At 43.5% G+C, this 16,947-nt stretch carries 17 protein-coding genes; 8 read left to right on the top strand and 9 right to left on the bottom strand.

Annotated elements, in window-relative coordinates; genetic code table 11:
• The first annotated feature begins 83 nt into the window (after positions 1 to 83).
• Positions 84 to 830, top strand: coding sequence for an FNR family transcription factor (locus tag AACT19_RS15510; RefSeq protein WP_004733691.1), 747 nt, complete (start codon positions 84 to 86; stop codon positions 828 to 830).
• Positions 831 to 962: 132 nt separating this feature from the next.
• Positions 963 to 1,910: a universal stress protein UspE gene (gene uspE, locus AACT19_RS15505; RefSeq protein WP_004733693.1), complete on the top strand. Its 948-nt coding sequence runs from the start codon at positions 963 to 965 to the stop codon at positions 1,908 to 1,910.
• A 100-nt stretch (positions 1,911 to 2,010) separates the two neighbouring features.
• Here uspE and ttcA read toward each other — a convergent pair whose 3' ends face one another.
• The 4 genes from ttcA to AACT19_RS15485 all read right to left on the bottom strand — a co-directional run bounded on the left by ttcA (position 2,011) and on the right by AACT19_RS15485 (position 5,716).
• Positions 2,011 to 2,904 carry a tRNA 2-thiocytidine(32) synthetase TtcA gene (gene ttcA, locus AACT19_RS15500; protein WP_004733695.1) on the bottom strand — a complete coding sequence of 298 codons (894 nt, stop codon included), beginning with the start codon at positions 2,902 to 2,904 and terminating at the stop codon, positions 2,011 to 2,013.
• A gap of 342 nt (positions 2,905 to 3,246) precedes the next feature.
• A complete protein-coding gene (locus AACT19_RS15495) occupies positions 3,247 to 3,897 on the bottom strand; it encodes a DUF2987 domain-containing protein (protein WP_017083677.1) in 651 nt (216 codons plus the stop codon).
• 123 nt (positions 3,898 to 4,020) lie between these two features.
• Complete coding sequence (locus AACT19_RS15490; RefSeq protein ID WP_076647136.1) at positions 4,021 to 4,869, bottom strand: glucosaminidase domain-containing protein; 849 nt, start codon at positions 4,867 to 4,869, stop codon at positions 4,021 to 4,023.
• Entirely contained in the window at positions 4,862 to 5,716 is an 855-nt protein-coding gene (locus AACT19_RS15485) for a membrane protein (RefSeq protein ID WP_004733700.1), read from the bottom strand. Before AACT19_RS15485 ends, AACT19_RS15490 begins: the two co-directional genes overlap by 8 nt.
• A gap of 329 nt (positions 5,717 to 6,045) precedes the next feature.
• Between AACT19_RS15485 and potA the strand changes: the two genes are divergently transcribed.
• The 6 genes from potA to AACT19_RS15455 all read left to right on the top strand — a co-directional run bounded on the left by potA (position 6,046) and on the right by AACT19_RS15455 (position 12,102).
• The gene (potA, locus tag AACT19_RS15480) at positions 6,046 to 7,161 is read left to right on the top strand and encodes a spermidine/putrescine ABC transporter ATP-binding protein PotA (protein WP_017077234.1); all 1,116 of its coding nucleotides are present in this window, start codon (positions 6,046 to 6,048) and stop codon (positions 7,159 to 7,161) included.
• Entirely contained in the window at positions 7,145 to 8,002 is an 858-nt protein-coding gene (gene potB, locus AACT19_RS15475) for a spermidine/putrescine ABC transporter permease PotB (RefSeq protein WP_004733704.1), read from the top strand. The genes potA and potB overlap by 17 nt, the downstream gene beginning before the upstream one ends.
• A complete protein-coding gene (potC, locus tag AACT19_RS15470) occupies positions 8,002 to 8,772 on the top strand; it encodes a spermidine/putrescine ABC transporter permease PotC (protein ID WP_076647135.1) in 771 nt (256 codons plus the stop codon). Before potB ends, potC begins: the two co-directional genes overlap by 1 nt.
• 148 nt (positions 8,773 to 8,920) lie before the next feature.
• Positions 8,921 to 9,955, top strand: coding sequence for an extracellular solute-binding protein (locus tag AACT19_RS15465; RefSeq protein WP_076647134.1), 1,035 nt, complete (start codon positions 8,921 to 8,923; stop codon positions 9,953 to 9,955).
• Positions 9,956 to 10,182: 227 nt separating this feature from the next.
• Positions 10,183 to 11,220, top strand: coding sequence for an extracellular solute-binding protein (locus AACT19_RS15460; RefSeq protein WP_004733709.1), 1,038 nt, complete (start codon positions 10,183 to 10,185; stop codon positions 11,218 to 11,220).
• 84 nt (positions 11,221 to 11,304) lie between these two features.
• Complete coding sequence (locus AACT19_RS15455) at positions 11,305 to 12,102, top strand: GGDEF domain-containing protein (protein WP_076647133.1); 798 nt, start codon at positions 11,305 to 11,307, stop codon at positions 12,100 to 12,102.
• 132 nt (positions 12,103 to 12,234) lie between these two features.
• Here AACT19_RS15455 and cobB read toward each other — a convergent pair whose 3' ends face one another.
• The 5 genes from cobB to fdh3B form a co-directional block, all read right to left on the bottom strand.
• A complete protein-coding gene (gene cobB, locus AACT19_RS15450; protein ID WP_017087790.1) occupies positions 12,235 to 12,969 on the bottom strand; it encodes a Sir2 family NAD+-dependent deacetylase in 735 nt (244 codons plus the stop codon).
• A 203-nt stretch (positions 12,970 to 13,172) separates the two neighbouring features.
• Positions 13,173 to 14,393: an ammonium transporter gene (locus AACT19_RS15445; protein ID WP_004733716.1), complete on the bottom strand. Its 1,221-nt coding sequence runs from the start codon at positions 14,391 to 14,393 to the stop codon at positions 13,173 to 13,175.
• Between the two features lie 454 nt (positions 14,394 to 14,847).
• Entirely contained in the window at positions 14,848 to 15,264 is a 417-nt protein-coding gene (locus AACT19_RS15440; RefSeq protein WP_017077240.1) for a hypothetical protein, read from the bottom strand.
• Positions 15,248 to 16,321: a formate dehydrogenase subunit gamma gene (locus AACT19_RS15435; protein WP_076647132.1), complete on the bottom strand. Its 1,074-nt coding sequence runs from the start codon at positions 16,319 to 16,321 to the stop codon at positions 15,248 to 15,250. Before AACT19_RS15435 ends, AACT19_RS15440 begins: the two co-directional genes overlap by 17 nt.
• A 13-nt stretch (positions 16,322 to 16,334) precedes the next feature.
• Positions 16,335 to 16,943, bottom strand: coding sequence for a formate dehydrogenase FDH3 subunit beta (gene fdh3B, locus AACT19_RS15430; RefSeq protein WP_004733723.1), 609 nt, complete (start codon positions 16,941 to 16,943; stop codon positions 16,335 to 16,337).
• Between the last annotated feature and the right edge of the window lie 4 nt (positions 16,944 to 16,947).

The raw sequence follows: 16,947 nt of genomic DNA, 5'->3' as shown, positions 1-16,947 counted from the left end.
TGTCTTTAATCCGGTTTTTTTACTACCCTTTAGGATTAAGGAATGCTAAAATATTGACGTATATCAAATAGTGAAAGATTGTTATGATTTCTGAAAAGCCTGTGACGAAACGAGTTCAGTCTGGTGGCTGTGCGATCCACTGCCAAGATTGTAGTATTAGCCAACTCTGTATCCCATTTACTTTGAATGAATCTGAGCTAGATCAACTTGATCAGATCATTGAAAGAAAGAAACCTATTCAAAAAGGCCAAGAGCTATTTAAAGCGGGAGACGAACTTAAATCTCTTTATGCTATTCGCTCTGGAACGATTAAAAGCTATACGATTACCGAGCAAGGTGATGAGCAGATTACTGCATTCCACTTAGCGGGCGATCTTGTTGGCTTTGACGCGATCACGGGTGACGAACACCCTAGTTTCGCTCAAGCTTTGGAAACTTCTATGGTATGTGAAATTCCATATGAGATTCTCGATGACTTATCAGGGAAAATGCCTAAATTGCGTCAGCAGATTATGCGTTTGATGAGTAATGAGATTAAAGGTGACCAGGAAATGATTCTGCTTCTTTCTAAAAAGAACGCGGAAGAGCGCCTTGCGGCATTCCTTTACAACCTTTCAACTCGCTTCTCTCAGCGTGGCTTCAGCCCTCGTGAGTTCCGCTTAACGATGACTCGAGGCGATATTGGTAACTACCTTGGTTTGACTGTTGAAACAATCAGCCGTCTGTTAGGTCGTTTCCAAAAAGCGGACATCTTGAGCGTTAAAGGCAAATACATCACTATCGAAGATCACGATGCGTTGATGGAACTTGCTGGCGTTTCAAAAGAATAGTCTAGATATCAATGATGTAGTTCAATAATGAGCTACATCATGTTTCTCTCTTAAAACCTCTTATATTTCTCTTATTCTCTCCATAACTACGCTACATTATTTATATGTTCGGTCTGAAAAGTAGGCTTAGTTATGAGTATCTATAACAAAATTTTAGTTGTCGCAGACATTAATCACGATGAGCAACCTGCTCTAGTTCGTGCTATCCAACTTGCCAAGAAAAGCACCTCAACAAGCCACATCACTTTCTTTTTGTCGATCTACGACTTCTCGTATGAAATGACATCTATGCTCTCTGTTGATGAGAGAGATGCAATGCGCAAAGGCGTAATTCATCAGCGTGAAATTTGGATGAATAAGGTTGCTGCTCCTTACCTTGATGATTCTATTGAATTTAACGTACAAGTGGTTTGGCATAATCGCCCGTATGAAGCGATCATTGCTGAGGTTTACAGTGGTGAGCATGACATTTTGATCAAAGGCACGCGTAAGCACGATACCTTAGAATCGGTCATCTTTACTCCAACCGACTGGCACCTATTGAGAAAGTGCCCTAGCCCAGTGCTGTTGGTTAAAAATGATTTCTGGCCAGAACACGCGAAGATCTACGCTTCCGTTCATGTAGGCTCTGAAACAGAAGCTCACTTAGAGCTCAATGATACCATGGTCGACAGATTACTTGAGATCACTGGTCGTTTGGATGCTGAACCGTTCTTGGTGAACGCCTACCCGGTGACACCGGCGAATATCACAATCGAATTGCCAGAGTTTGACCCAACCTCTTATACTGATGCGGTTCGTGGCCATCACTTAACCGCGATGAAAGCACTACGCCAGAAACACGGTATGTGTGAAGAGCAAACCGTGGTTGAGCAAGGCTTGCCTGAAGATGTTATTCCTCGTGTAGCGTCTGAACACAATGCGGCTATGGTTATCCTTGGTACAACAGGCCGTACTGGCTTGTCTGCTGTGTTTATCGGCAATACTGCGGAACATGTCATCGACAAGATTAACTGCGATGTACTTGCTCTTAAACCGTCAGGTTACGTTAGCCCGCTCGATCCGAACCTGTCTAAATAGCTGATTTTTTAATTATAAAAAAACGCCTCAAGTAATGCTTGAGGCGTTTTTGTTTATCTAAAGCTTACGCGATTCCAACAACAGAATCGTTTATATCGCGTTATACGTTAGTTACGTCGATGAACATTGACTCATCAATGTTTGAAGACGAGATTTCAGCTTCTTCGAATTCGTATGCTTTGCGATCTTCGCTACGATCCAGTGGAAGGTTAATGAAATCAAACAACTCACGGTCAGCCAATTGGCTTGGGCTCACGTTCTGAATTGACTTGAAGACCTTCTCAACACGGCCTGGAGTCTGTTTATCCCAATCAATTAGCATCGCTTTGATGTTTTGGCGTTGAAGGTTTTCTTGAGAACCACACAGGTTACACGGAATGATCGGAAACTCTTTATGCTCGGCGTATTTGATTAGGTCAGTTTCGCGACAGTAAGTCAGAGGACGGATTACAACGTTACGACCATCGTCAGAGCGAAGCTTAGGTGGCATAGCCTTAAGGCGAGCACCGTGGAACATGTTCAGGAACATAGTCTCAACAATGTCGTCTAGGTGGTGACCTAGAGCAATCTTCGTTGCGCCAATCTTCTCTGCAAACGAGTATAAAGTACCGCGACGCAGACGTGAGCAAAGGCCACACGTTGTTTTACCCTCTGGCACTTTTTCTTTTACCACTGAGTACGTATCTTTATCTACGATGTAGTAAGGAATGTTCAGAGTTTCAAAGTACTCAGGAAGAATATGCTCAGGGAACCCCGGTTGTTTTTGGTCTAGGTTTACGGCAACAACATCAAATTTGATGGGCGCTGCTTCACGCAAACGTAGCAAAATGTCTAGCATCGCAAATGAATCTTTACCGCCACTAATACACGCCATTACTACGTCATTCTCTTCGATCATGTTGTAGTCGACGATGGCATTCCCAACATTTCTTCTTAGAAGTTTCTGAAGCTTGTTGAATTCAAGTGTATCTTTTTTATTTTCGTTTTGGTTCATTGCGACTCTCACACCGTCGTATTACCGACTGTAGATTGCTAGTGGGACTGTTTTAGGGCGTGGATTATACGGATTTTTATTTCAGGTTGGAACAGTAATGGCAGGATAAACAAGCCAAGTAGGAGAAAGATTCCGCCTTATCATACGATCTGTCCTCTAGCGGTGAGAGAAATATGTCGCAATAAGAGGTAAGAATCAAAGATGAAAGGCCGTCGAGATATGTGATTTGGCAAGATTTAAAGGTTTAGGTTTAAGACTTTAAACGAAAACAGCCTGTTCAAAGAAGAACAGGCTGTTTCGTCAAGATCTTAAGCTGAGCAAACAGCTTCTGGCCGGTAGTTATTATTGCGCAGGGATGTAAGGCAAAACACGAACTGTGGCTTCTGGTAACGTGATGCTGTCACTTCCATTCAGTTCATCCAGCGTGAATTTCGCACGCCCTTCTTTGATTGGGATTTGCTTACCATTAGACAGGGCAATATTGCCTTCAAGTTTACTATCAAATTCTAGCGTCAAACCTTGAATATCAGGAGTGAACCAACTAGAGAACATGCCGCTGACGTCTTCAAGCATCGCTTGCATCTGTGGTAAAAGGTTTTCTAACTGTGCAACCTCAACCGTTCCAGCCAAAGGCTTCTGAGTCATTACGACGAGCGAATACGCACATTCTTGTTCTTGGGTTTGTACAAAGATAAGAGGGTTTGCTGAGCGTAGGTTTTTATCTACCGGTAGAAGCAGCTCATTCGCAGGAGACACTTTTAACTCTTCGTAATGCTCTTCTTTCTCCATCCAAGCTTTGCTGATGTGACAGGTTTTCTGTGCTTGTTGGTCAACAAAGAAGACCGCAACTTTGACATCATCGTGCCCTTCTTTGGTGTTGTTTTTCAGCTGAGTATAGAGTTTAGAATACGTGAACATGTATTCTTGCGCCGAAGCTGGAAGAGAAACGCCAAGGCTTAAAGTGGCTAATAGAGCGAGTACTGTCTTTTTCATTATTATAATCTTGTCGAAGTTGAGCGTTTATAAATAGAAAGAGCAGCCAATGAGCTGCTCTTTTTGTGATGTTACTTGGTGTAAGCCGACTTTCGAAGGCAACCAAGTTGGTATCAAAATGAGTTACTTTTTCCAGTATACCTTGTTGTGACGGATCATAGCTTGTAAATCAGTCACATAGTCTGAACCTCGCTCAGAATATTTTAATAAGCCGTTGGTGAGCTCTGTCGCTGTTTCGGTTGTTAAAAGGTCATCACCTTGTGCAGCAAGTTTTGCGCGAATGGCTCTTAAATCAGAGTAAGCACGGTTGCGGTTAAGGTTCATGAAGTAACGATGCACCGATTCTTGGCTTGAAGAGAATGTTGCTACTTCATGCGAGCTACCTTCGTTACGTTGTAGCGGAACAAGTCCACAACCTTTGGTGTAACACCAGTGTCCGAAATAGTTGTTGGCTTTGGTGGCGAAACGTGATGTCCCCCAAGCCGATTCATTAGCAGCCTGTGTCAGTACCAGCGCCTCTGGCAGTACGTTGACACGGCTCAGCATCTCTGTCAGCCATGCCTGATCTAAACCTTCACTAGGTACCGGTAAGCTGTACAACTTCCCTAACCTTTTCGCATAAGACGCGTCTTCAGAGTCAATATTGCTCAAACCAAATTCAGATAGCTTAGTTAAAAACGCGCGCTCTTTGGTGATACGTTTGTTTTCAATATTGATGCTTGGGCGAAGGAACGAAAAGAATGTGTCTTTTTTTACGTTCACATCTTCGATGGCAGCAAAATTTGGTCGATCTGATGCCACGGTCAAATCACCAAACTCACTTGATGTATTTGAACTTTGGTCTGCCGAACGTCGGCGCTCTTCTTCTTGGTAAATATATGGACCAACCAGTGAGATAGACCCCACAATCGCTAGTGCAGTTACCTTTAGCGCAAGTGATTTACTTGCGCTGCCTTTGACATTATTACGCATCGAACACCTGAGGGTTTTTGTTTTTGTTACCATCGTTACTGTTGTTGCCGTCGTTATTACTGTCGCCGTTGCTGTTGTCGTCATCACTATTAGGTCGATCTGACGCAATAACCTTCAGTTTGATACCAAACATTTCACGGTAGATGATGCCTTTCACATGAAAGAAAAACGGAAGAACGAATATCAAGCCAATGCCGTACATCATTGCTGCCACAATGAACATCAGCATAACCATTAAGTAGATAGATGCGACGACGAAGATTTTCTTATTTACCGCTCTTAGAGAAAGCAGCAGCGATTGCATTGGCGGTACTTTCTTATCACAAATCAGCAGAATTGAATTGCTGAATGCTAGTGAGAAGTAGATAGACAAAAATGGCAAAAGCATACCTGCGATGCCTTGAAGCATGAGGCTGAACAAAGTAACGAGAATGACTGGAACCGTGAACTGTAAACCTTTTCCGATATGACGCACTTTGGTTTGTAAGCCTGCGACGTGGCTCATTGCCATTAAACAGATGCCAGCATAGATAGGCGCGCTGATTACTTCGTAGCTAAAGTTAGCAATAAAAATGGATTCAACGACCTGTGGTGTAAATGCCTCTGGGTCGATAACCGCGTCTAAGATAATCGCTGGGTCACCAAGCTGCAGTTTTAGTGCGATATAAAAGATAGCCAATTGCACGAACATCAGCGCAACAATCGCAGGGGAAAACGAAAGAAAGTGACTTATCGTATGTTTCCAAGCTTCTTGGAATACAGCCGTTGCTTTGAGCTCATAATCGCCGGAAAGTGCACGGTCGATACTACCGCCCAAATTAAAATCTTTTTCGATGTCGTTGTTCATATTGATACCTAGGTGCGCCAACTAAACGAAGCCACCTAACTTATTGATAAAAAATTGCCTTCATTATACCCATATGTCGGCTGCAAACTAAAATATGAATCTGTAACAAGGCTTGCTTTTGCGTCTTAATGGTTAATAATTAGACACTTGTTAGGGTGTGAACCCAATAAATAACAGTATGGTAAAAGATGTTTACTTTTACCTGTGAATTTTTTTATCTATGAATGGTAAAAAATGCTTTGAATTCACGTTTTTGGTGATTATGATGCGCGCCTTAAAGGTGTATAGCAACAGGTCTCAAATAGAACCAAGGTGGAGAAAAACAGACGTTGAACGCTAAAAAATCAGTAGGAAAGCCAGTCGTACAGTTAACTGGCATTAGTAAAAGTTTCGATGGTAAGGAAGTCATCGGCAATCTTGATCTAAACGTAAATCATGGTGAGTTTCTCACGATATTAGGCCCGTCCGGTTGCGGTAAAACCACGGTACTAAGGATGATTGCAGGGTTTGAAACGGCAGATAGTGGTGAAATACTATTAGCTCAACAGAATGTAACCCAAGTTCCTGCTGAACAAAGGCATGTTAACACTGTATTCCAAAGCTATGCCCTATTCCCACATATGACCGTTTTCGACAATGTGGCATTTGGTTTACGCATGCAAAAAGTGCCAAACACCGAGATTGAACCTCGTGTCATGGATGCTTTAAAAATGGTGCGCCTAGAACAAATGGCACAACGAAAGCCACACCAGCTATCCGGTGGTCAACAGCAACGTATCGCAATCGCTCGTGCTGTCGTTAATAAGCCTAAAGTTCTTTTGTTGGATGAGTCTCTCTCTGCTCTAGATTACAAACTACGTAAACAGATGCAAATCGAGCTTAAACAACTGCAACGCCAACTTGGTATCACGTTCATTTTTGTAACGCATGACCAAGAAGAAGCATTGTCCATGTCTGACCGTATTATTGTTATGCGTGATGGCGTGATTGAACAAGACGGAACACCAAGAGAAATCTACGAAGAGCCTAAGAACTTATTTGTTGCTCGTTTCATTGGTGAAATTAACGTATTCGAAGCGACAGCGAAATCTCGTCAAGATGAAAAGCGCATTGTTGCGACAATCGAAGGTGAAGAGTCAATTATCTATCATGATAAAGATGTAGCACCGGGCCAAAAACTGCAAGTACTACTTCGCCCTGAAGATCTTCGTATCGAAGAAATTAAAGAGTCGGATCAAAGTGGTATTGTCGGCCACATTGTCGAGCGAACCTACAAAGGCATGACATTAGATTCAGTCGTAGAACTTGAATCAGGTATGCGTGTCATGGTTAGCGAATTCTTCAACGAAGATGACCCTGATGTTGATCACTCACTGGGCCAAAAAGTTGCAGTAACTTGGGTTGAGAGCTGGGAAGTGGTGTTAGAAGATGAGCAAGAAGTTTAATTTACAAAACGCGATTGTTGCTTTAATCACAGGTTGGTTAGTGCTGTTCGTGATGATTCCAAACATCATGATCATCGGCACTAGCTTTCTAACTCGTGATGAAGCGAACTTGATCGAGATGACCTTCACTCTCGATAACTACCTGCGTTTGGCTGATCCGCTGTATTTTAAAGTGCTGATGCACTCTTTCTATATGGCGATTGTCGCAACCCTACTTTGTTTAATTATTGGTTACCCATTTGCCTATATCGTGGCAAAAATGCCTACGAAATGGCGCCCAATCATGTTGTTCTTAGTGATTGTGCCATTCTGGACCAACTCTTTGATTCGTACTTACGGATTAAAAGTAGTTCTGGGTACTCAAGGTGTGTTGAACAAAGGTTTGTTGGCGTTAGACATTATCGATAAGCCACTTCGTATCATGTATTCAGAAACGGCAGTAATGATCGGGTTAGTGTATATCCTATTGCCTTTCATGATTTTGCCGTTGTACTCAGCGATTGAAAAGCTAGACGATACTTATTTAGAAGCGGCTAAAGACTTAGGTGCGAACAAACTTCAAACGCTATTGAAGGTTGTTTTACCCCTAACGATGCCAGGCATTATCGGCGGTTGTTTACTTGTATTGCTCCCTGCGCTTGGAATGTTCTACATTTCAGACTTGTTGGGCGGTGCTAAGAACCTGTTGATCGGTAACGTCATTAAGAGCCAAGTGCTTAATGCCCGTGATTGGCCGTTTGGCGCCGCAACCAGTATTGCACTGACTACCGCTATGGCCGTGATGCTTTATGCCTACTACCGTGCAGGCAAGTTATTGAATAAGAAAGTGGAGCTAGACTAATGGGTCGCACAGTTAAGTTCAGCTTTATGGCGCTGGTATACGCTTTTCTATACCTACCTATTATCGTATTAATTGCCAACTCTTTTAATGCCAATAAGTTTGGTATGAAATGGGGTGGCTTTACCACCAAGTGGTATGACGCGCTGATTAACAACGATAGCCTAATGCAGGCTGCGTGGCACTCGATCAACGTCGCGGTGTTCTCAGCAACTGCGGCAACGATTGTTGGCAGCCTGACAGCAGTAGCCCTATTCCGTTACCAATTTAAAGGTAAAGGCATAGTCAATGGCATGTTGTTCATCGTGATGATGTCTCCAGATATCGTAATGGCGATTTCGCTTCTTGCGCTATTCTTAGTTATGGGTGTACAACTTGGATTCTTTACCCTACTTGCGGCGCACATTACTTTCTGTCTGCCGTTCGTTGTTGTTACGGTTTACAGTCGCTTGAATGGCTTTGATGTGAAGATGCTAGAAGCTGCAAAAGATTTAGGGGCAAGTGAATGGACGATTCTAAAACAGATCATCTTGCCTCTTGCTAAGCCAGCTGTTGCTGCGGGTTGGTTATTGAGCTTCACTCTGTCTTTGGACGATGTGATCATCAGCTCTTTCGTAACGGGCCCAACGTATGAAATATTGCCACTGAAGATTTACTCGATGGTTAAAGTCGGTATATCTCCAGAGGTCAACGCCCTAGCAACAGTGATGTTAGTGGTGTCGTTAATATTGGTGATTATTTCTCAGTTATTAGCGAGAGAGAGAATCAAGTAAGTCTCCTACTCTGTACTGAGGCTGACTTGATAAGAAGTTAAGATACTTCAAGTTTAACAAAAGTGTTATTCATAAACAGAATGGTAAATTGCCATTCTGTTTTTCTATCTACTGCCTTCGGGCAACGTTTAGTTTGGAGCTAACGTCAATGAAAAAATGGGCTACTCTATTAGCTGGTAGTGCATGTGCGCTTTCAATGTTATCTGCACCATCATTTGCAAAAGATAACAAAGAATTGGTATTCATGAACTGGGGACCTTACATCAATAGTGAGATCTTAGAACAGTTCACTGATGAAACTGGCATCAAAGTGATTTACTCGACTTACGAATCGAATGAAACTTTGTACGCAAAATTGAAAACGCACAATAAAGGTTACGACCTTGTGGTTCCTTCGACCTACTTCGTGTCTAAAATGCGCGACGAAGGCATGCTTCAAAAGATCGACAAAACCAAGCTAAACAATTTTGCGAATCTAGATACGAACTACCTAGATAAGCCATATGATCCGAGCAACGACTACTCGATTCCACATGTTGTTGCTATTACGGGTCTAGCTGTTAACACAGACATGTACGATCCAGAAGATTTCCAAAGCTGGGCTGACCTATGGAACCCTGAGCTTGAAGGTCAGCTGATGATGATGGACGACACGCGTGAAGTGTTCCACATCGCACTGCGTAAGTTAGGTTACTCAGGTAACACGACTAACGAGAAAGAAATCGACGAAGCCTACGCTGAACTGCGTAAGTTGATGCCAAACGTTCTTGTGTTTAACTCAGATAACCCAGGCGCGCCATACATGTCTGGCGAAGTCGGCCTTGGTATGCTTTGGAACGGTTCTGCCGCAGCAGCGCAAAATGAAGGGCTACCGATTAAACTGGTTTTCCCTAAAGAAGGCGGCATTGGTTGGGTTGATAACTTTGCTATCAGTTCTGGCGCAATCAACGTAGAAGCGGCTCATAAGATGATCGACTTTCTACTTCGCCCAGAAATCGCAGAGCAAATCTCTCGTGACACCGGTTACCTAACGGCAGTTAAAGCGTCTAATGAGAAGTTCAAAGACAGCCCTGCTCTGTTCCCGTCGCAAGAAGATCTTGACCGTGTTGAATGGCAAGCCGCGGTGGGCGATAAGACGGTAAAATACGAAGATTACTTCATGAAGCTTAAAGCGGGTCAGTAAGCGAGTTCGTTATCTCATTGCTCCGGTCAACAGACGCTGATAAGTAACTGGTTTACTTAACAACCTGAGTTAGGTAATCAACACGTTAAAAATAAGAATATCAATGAATAGGCAGCTTAGGCTGCCTATTTTGTTATATCACTGCTATAATCTAGCGCGATTTTTAGAAATCCATTTACTTTGGGTTCACTACCCAGCTCCAAATCAAACAAATGAACGGAACAGTAATGAAAAAAACACTGTATACCGGCGCATTGTGTGCTGCTACTTTACTTTCTACACCCTCTTTCGCAGCTGACCAAGAACTGTATTTTTACAACTGGTCTGAATATATTCCAAATGAAGTACTAGAAGACTTCACAGAAGAAACTGGCATTAAAGTCTATTACTCAACTTATGAGTCTAACGAAAGCATGTACGCTAAGTTAAAAACTCAAGGTACGGGTTACGACTTAGTGGTTCCTTCTACTTACTTCGTTTCAAAGATGCGTAAAGAAGGCATGCTTCAAGAGCTTGATAAAACTAAGCTAAGCCACTTTGCAGATTTGGATCCAAATTACTTAGATAAGCCATTTGACCCAAACAACAACTACTCGATCCCATACATCTGGGGCGCAACGGGTATTGGTATCAACTCAGATATGCTAGACAAGTCTTCAGTTAAAAACTGGGGCGATCTGTGGGATACACAGTGGGAAGGCCAACTGATGATGATGGATGACTCTCGTGAGGTTTTCCATATCGCACTGTCTAAACTGGGTTACTCTCCAAACACAACGAACCCTGAAGAAATCAAAGAAGCGTACGAAGAACTTCGTAAGCTGATGCCAAACGTATTGGTATTTAACTCAGATTTCCCAGCAAACCCTTATCTAGCGGGCGAAGTGTCTCTTGGTATGCTTTGGAATGGCTCTGCTTACATGGCACGCCAAGAAGGCGCGACAATTGACATCATCTGGCCAGAGAAAGGCGCGATCTTCTGGATGGATAGCCTAGCGATCCCATCAGGTGCTAAAAATGTTGAAGCGGCACATAAGATGATCGACTTCCTTCTTCGTCCTGAAAATGCCGCTAAGATTGCTTTAGAGATCGGTTACCCGACGCCAGTTAAAACGGCTTACCCTCTTCTACCTAAAGAATTTTCTGAAGATAAGAACGTTTTCCCACCGCAATCAGTGATGGATAACGGCGTTTGGCAGGATGAAGTTGGCGAAGCGAGCGTTATTTATGACGAGTACTTCCAAAAACTTAAAGTAAACAACTAGATTGTTACTGACAGGTTAATAAAGCGGCGTAAGCCGCTTTATTTTTATCTACACTTTATATAGGATGACATTAAACAAAATGAAGTGCGATTTAATATGCCCGCGAACCCTATATTATTGGTTGTGACTCTGATGCTGCTTGCGTCATTCTTGATGCTTGGGCTGAGTTCTTTTATTCACATAGATTCCAATTACGATCTGTTTTTTGAAACGAACACGCTCGTGATTATAATGTACATCTACTACGTTGCTCGTCATGCTATTCGCCCTCATAAAGCCCTTCGCTATGGTGCTCTACTACTTATTTTTAACTTGCTTTATGATGTGATCACAGAGCTCAAACACCTCGATGAATGGGCAGACAGAAACGAGTTACTCGACACATTTCTTGAAGATGGATTGTTGCAAATAGCCTTCTTACTTATTGCTTACGGTATTACTGAACTTACAACCAAATTGAAAGATCAAAGCAAGCAAGATGAGCTGACAGGCTTGTATAATCGTAAGAAGTTTGACGCAATCACGCTGAAAGAATTCGAACTCATATATTTCGATTTGGACGGGTTAAAGCGAGTCAATGACCGTAAAGGCCATAAAGTTGGCGATCTAATGATCGTTCGCTTCTCTCAAGCGCTCAGCCAAGCCGCCCTAGAAGATGAAATGGTATTTCGTGTTGGCGGTGATGAGTTTGTCGCGACTGCACAACTTGGCCGTGGTGGCGAGTTTGTAACCCAAGTGACGAACCTATTACATGGAGAGAACATCGGCTTCTCTTACGGTATTGAAGTAACGAGTCGAGAGAACTTTAAACAGGCGCTTGATGAGTCAGATAAAGCGATGTACGAAATGAAAAAAGCGCAGCGAACAGATCAACGAGCTTAATTACTCCATTATTTAGTGGCTGATTTGGCCGTAAGACAGGTAAAAAATAGAGACAAAAAAGGCAAACATACATACGACTCTAATTCTCTTTAGGTCAATGTACATTTGCCATATATGGTGGATAAAGATTAGTTAAGCCGTTAAAGAGCCCTTCTCTGAACACAACAGCTCACCCACTAATTTCGGCACTTCAATACTGGCTTTACCGTAGCGTTTCTCTTCAAACTCACTTTCAACCGCACTAGGTTCGAGATTTATCTCTATGGTATGCGCACCATGCATTCTAGCGTCATGTACAAAACCTGCGGCTGGATAAACCACACCTGACGTGCCGATCGAGATGAACAGATCCGCTTCTTCTAACGCTGAATAGATGTCGCCCATTCTTAATGGCATTTCGCCAAACCAAACAATATGAGGACGCATTTGAGCTGGTATCTGGCAACAATGGCACAATTCGCCGGTATGGATGTCGTCTTTGTGCTCTAGAACTTGGTTTGATTCGCTGCAACGTGCCTTAAGAAGTTCACCATGCATGTGAATAATATTGTTGCTACCGCCTCTCTCGTGCAGGTTGTCGATGTTTTGAGTGATGATCGTTACTTTGCCGTCTAGCTTCTCTTCGAGCTCACCTAGCGCCTTATGGGCAGAGTTTGGCAGAATACTTTCGTTCTGTAAGCCATGGCGACGCTTATTGTAGAACTCTTGCACCAAGTCTGGATCTTTTGCAAAGCCCTCAGGTGTCGCGACATCTTCGATTTTATGGTTTTCCCATAATCCGTCTTGTGCTCGGAATGTTTGAATCCCCGACTCCGCAGAGATGCCGGCGCCAGTAAGAATTACGATATTTCGATATGGGAAATGCATATAACGTCCTTTTCAATATGTCACTTTGTAACAGCTTAGCACTGTTCAAATTCCAACAATAGTTTTAGGGATTAGACCATAGTCTTAGCCAACTGAATTCATTGATTATTTGTGACATAACTCGCTCGATATCAGCGGATTAAGAATGAACAGACACAAAAAAAGCGACCGAAGCCGCTTATTGTTTATCTATTGAACTGTGATCAGTCTTCGTTTATTGATGAGATCTTGTGGATGGCAAGATCCGCACCGTTGAACTCGTCTTCTTCACTTAAACGTAGGCCAGTCACTTTACTTAGAACACCGTATACAACCAATGCACCGGCTAGAGCGACGATAATACCTGCAAGTGTTCCCATTACTTGCGCACCAAAGCTCACGCCACCTAGTCCCCAGAGTGCTTGCTGGCCGAAGATGCCAGCTGCAATGCCACCCCAAGCGCCACACACGCCGTGTAGAGGCCACACACCGAGTACATCATCAATCTGTGTTTTGTTTTGCATGTACGTGAACAAGTAAACAAACAGTGCGCCCGCTACACCACCTGTAACGAGAGCGCCAAGTGGGTGCATTAAGTCTGAACCTGCACAAATCGCCACGAGGCCAGCTAAAGGACCATTGTGGATGAAGCCTGGGTCATTTTTACCTGCGACTAAAGCCGCTAAAATGCCGCCGACCATCGCCATAAGTGAGTTCATGGCTACTAGGCCGCTGATGCCATTGATAGCTTGAGCTGACATCACGTTGAAGCCAAACCAACCCACACATAAGATCCAAGAACCTAGTGCTAAGAATGGGATGTTAGATGGTGCGAAGTTAGTGTGTTTACCTGCACGAATACGACCTTTACGCATACCTAAGAAGTAAACCGCGACCAAAGCAATCCAACCGCCAACGCCGTGAACTACTACAGAGCCTGCGAAGTCATGGAATCCATAACCGAATTGCGCTTCAAGCCAATCTTGGAAACCAAAATTACCATTCCAGATGATCCCTTCAAAAAATGGGTAAACAAAGCCTACGGTGAACAGTGTTGCGATGAGTATTGGATAGAAACGTGCACGCTCAGCGATACCACCAGAAACGATCGCTGGAATCGCCGCAGCAAACGTCATCAAGAAGAAAAACTTCACCAGCTCGTAACCATTACCTTGCGATAAGGTTTCTGCATCTGCAAAGAAATGCGCACCGTAAGCCACCCAGTAACCGATAAAGAAATAGGCAATGGCAGAAACGCCGAAATCCGAGAGGATCTTAACCAGCGCATTCACTTGGTTTTTCTTTCTTACTGTACCGACTTCCAAAAATGCAAAGCCTGCGTGCATTAAGAAAACCATGATGGCGCCTAATAATAGAAATAGAGTGTCTGAACTCTGCGTCAAGCTCTCTACTGCGCTATGAACTTGGGTAACCGTTTGACTCATTAAAGCTCTCTCCCTTAGCTTTGTCTCAATTGCACTAGAACCGTGCGAATTGATGTCGTAATTAATTAAAGACTCAACAGTAAACGCAAGATGCGTTCCAACACGCTCACGTAATTTTCGTGCAACAATTTTTTTTCTTTAAGCTTTTGATTTTAAAGGGTTAAAATTACCACTGCACTTTTTTGGATATTTGGGATGGAGGGATGCTTAAAATTAATTGCACCAATTAAGGGAGTTGCACCATATTGGCGCGGTCAATATCAGGCTTAGTTCTGTTTTAGATCTACCCCAAATATTTTGAAGAATTCACTAAAAACCTTCTTCTAAGTTGACTAGACACTTGTTCTAGGTGGATAAAAAAAGCCCAGCGACTCGAATCACTGGGCTTTCTATACGATGGTTGTTTTGAGTAAATCGCTCTAGATAATTTGTTATCTAGTTCGTCTGATACTCACTACAGGTTTGGTCCTGTTGTCGGGCTTTGCGGTAGGTTTTGACTTAAGCGCTGCATGCCTTGATACATACGAATAAACCAAACCACAATCGCGACACCACCAAACAACATGCCTACGTATGGGATGTAGTAAGCGATGTCATCGATAATATGGTTTTGATACCAGTAATCGTTCACACCGATCAACACGCCATTAGAGGTCGCTACCGTGACGATAAGCACAACAAAGAACGTCAGGTTCAAGAAGAAAGAGCGAATCAAGCCGTAATAATGCGTATCCACTACTTCGCCGTCTTCCCCTTTATCTAAACGATAGCCTGCGTAGATAATCGCGACCACACCAGAGAGAAGACAAGTAAAGGGTGTAAAGCAGCTTAGGATGTAAGCGACCCAAATACCTTTATGAGGTTTGTTCATTCTTATTCACCCCTTCTGTTTTCTCTGTTGCTGAGTTTGCGCTTTGTTCAGCGCCGTTTTTCTCTTGTTCCATCACTTCTTTGTACCAAAGGTCATGGTGCTCTTTAGCCCAAGTTTCATCAACTTCGCCTGTTACCATACCCTCAAGTGCACCTTCCATACCGAACAAGCCGATGTAGATGTGGAACACAAAGCCACAGATAAGGATCAGAGCAGCCAACATATGGACTAGGTTTGAAAGCTCCATATCACGACGGGTTTGGCCGAAGATTGGGAAGTCTAAAACCAAGCCACTGATCGCAGCGACACTACCCATAACAATCAATAGCCAGAATAGCGCTTTCTCACCCGCGTTAGAAAACTCTGCAGATGGATGAGAACCTTTATGTTTCCCGACCATACCACCTAGTTTGATGAACCACTGGAGATCAACCATTTTAAAGATCGACTTGCGCCACCACTTGATAAGTACAGCCATCAACAGCACATAGAAAATCGGGCCGATGTAGTTGTGGTATTGCTTCGCCAATAGAACGATGAAGCCCCATAAATCGGTTGGGATATAAGGTTTCAAGAAGTGTTTACCGTAAACCAACATCAAACCACTGAACGCCAGTGTTAAGAAGGTAAACGCCATGCTCCAGTGCAGTGCGCGGTCCAGTCGCGACCAACGTTTGATCTTACGGCCCGTTCTTGGTGCACTCAGCATTAATGGGCCAATCACAACGTACATTAGAGTAACGAAAGCAATACTGCCAAAGATAGCGACAGCACCGGCTGGTGACATCCACTTCTCTTTCAATATGTACCACGTTTGACCTGGGGTACTGATCAACACACCGTGCTCAGCCGATTGAGATGTGGTGTAACCTTCTTCACCGTTTCTTACTTGTCGCCAAAAATCAGCGCCGGCAAGTTGTGTGATTTCTCTTTCAGCAGAGCTCGATTGAGTTTGTGATGAGTTCGTCTCAGATGCATGACTCAAAGGAGACAGCATTGTTAGTGCTGCCAACATTGGCAGCACAACAAGGAAGAGACGCTTAAACATTGTAAGCATATGTCTCTCCTAACTAGCTCTTCATCGCATCGTAAGAAAGGTCATTGCCGTCTGTCCAGCCTGCACCCTTCGCACCACGTTCAACAACACGCTGACGGAATACATCAGAGACTTTCTCTGCATCACCCGCTAGTAGTGCTTTGGTCGAACATAAAGAAGCACACATTGGTAGCTTGCCTTCAGCAATACGGTTCGCACCGTACTTCTGACGTTCTTCCACAGAACCTGGCTCTGTTTCAGGGCCGCCAGCACAGAAGGTACATTTGTCCATCTTACCGCGCTCACCAAAGGCTTCCTGTTTAGGGAATTGAGGTGCGCCAAACGGACAAGCAAACAAGCAGTAACCACAACCGATACATAGATCTTTATTGTGAAGTACGATGCCGTCTTCTGTATGTTCAAAACAGTCTGCAGGACAAACTGCCATACATGGCGCATCAGTACAGTGCATACATGCTACAGAGATAGAGTTTTCACCCGGTTCACCATCGTTCAGTGTGACAACGCGGCGACGTTGAATACCCCATTCCAGAGCATCATCATTTTCATTCTTACATGCAGTGACACAACCGTTACATTCGATACAACGTTTGGTGTCACAAAGAAATTTCATTCTAGCCATTTTA

It is taken from the genome of Vibrio sp. 10N.222.47.A9 (assembly GCF_963872585.1).
GTDB classification, from domain to species: Bacteria; Pseudomonadota; Gammaproteobacteria; order Enterobacterales; family Vibrionaceae; genus Vibrio; species Vibrio splendidus.
This window is presented reverse-complemented; position numbering and strand designations above follow the sequence as displayed.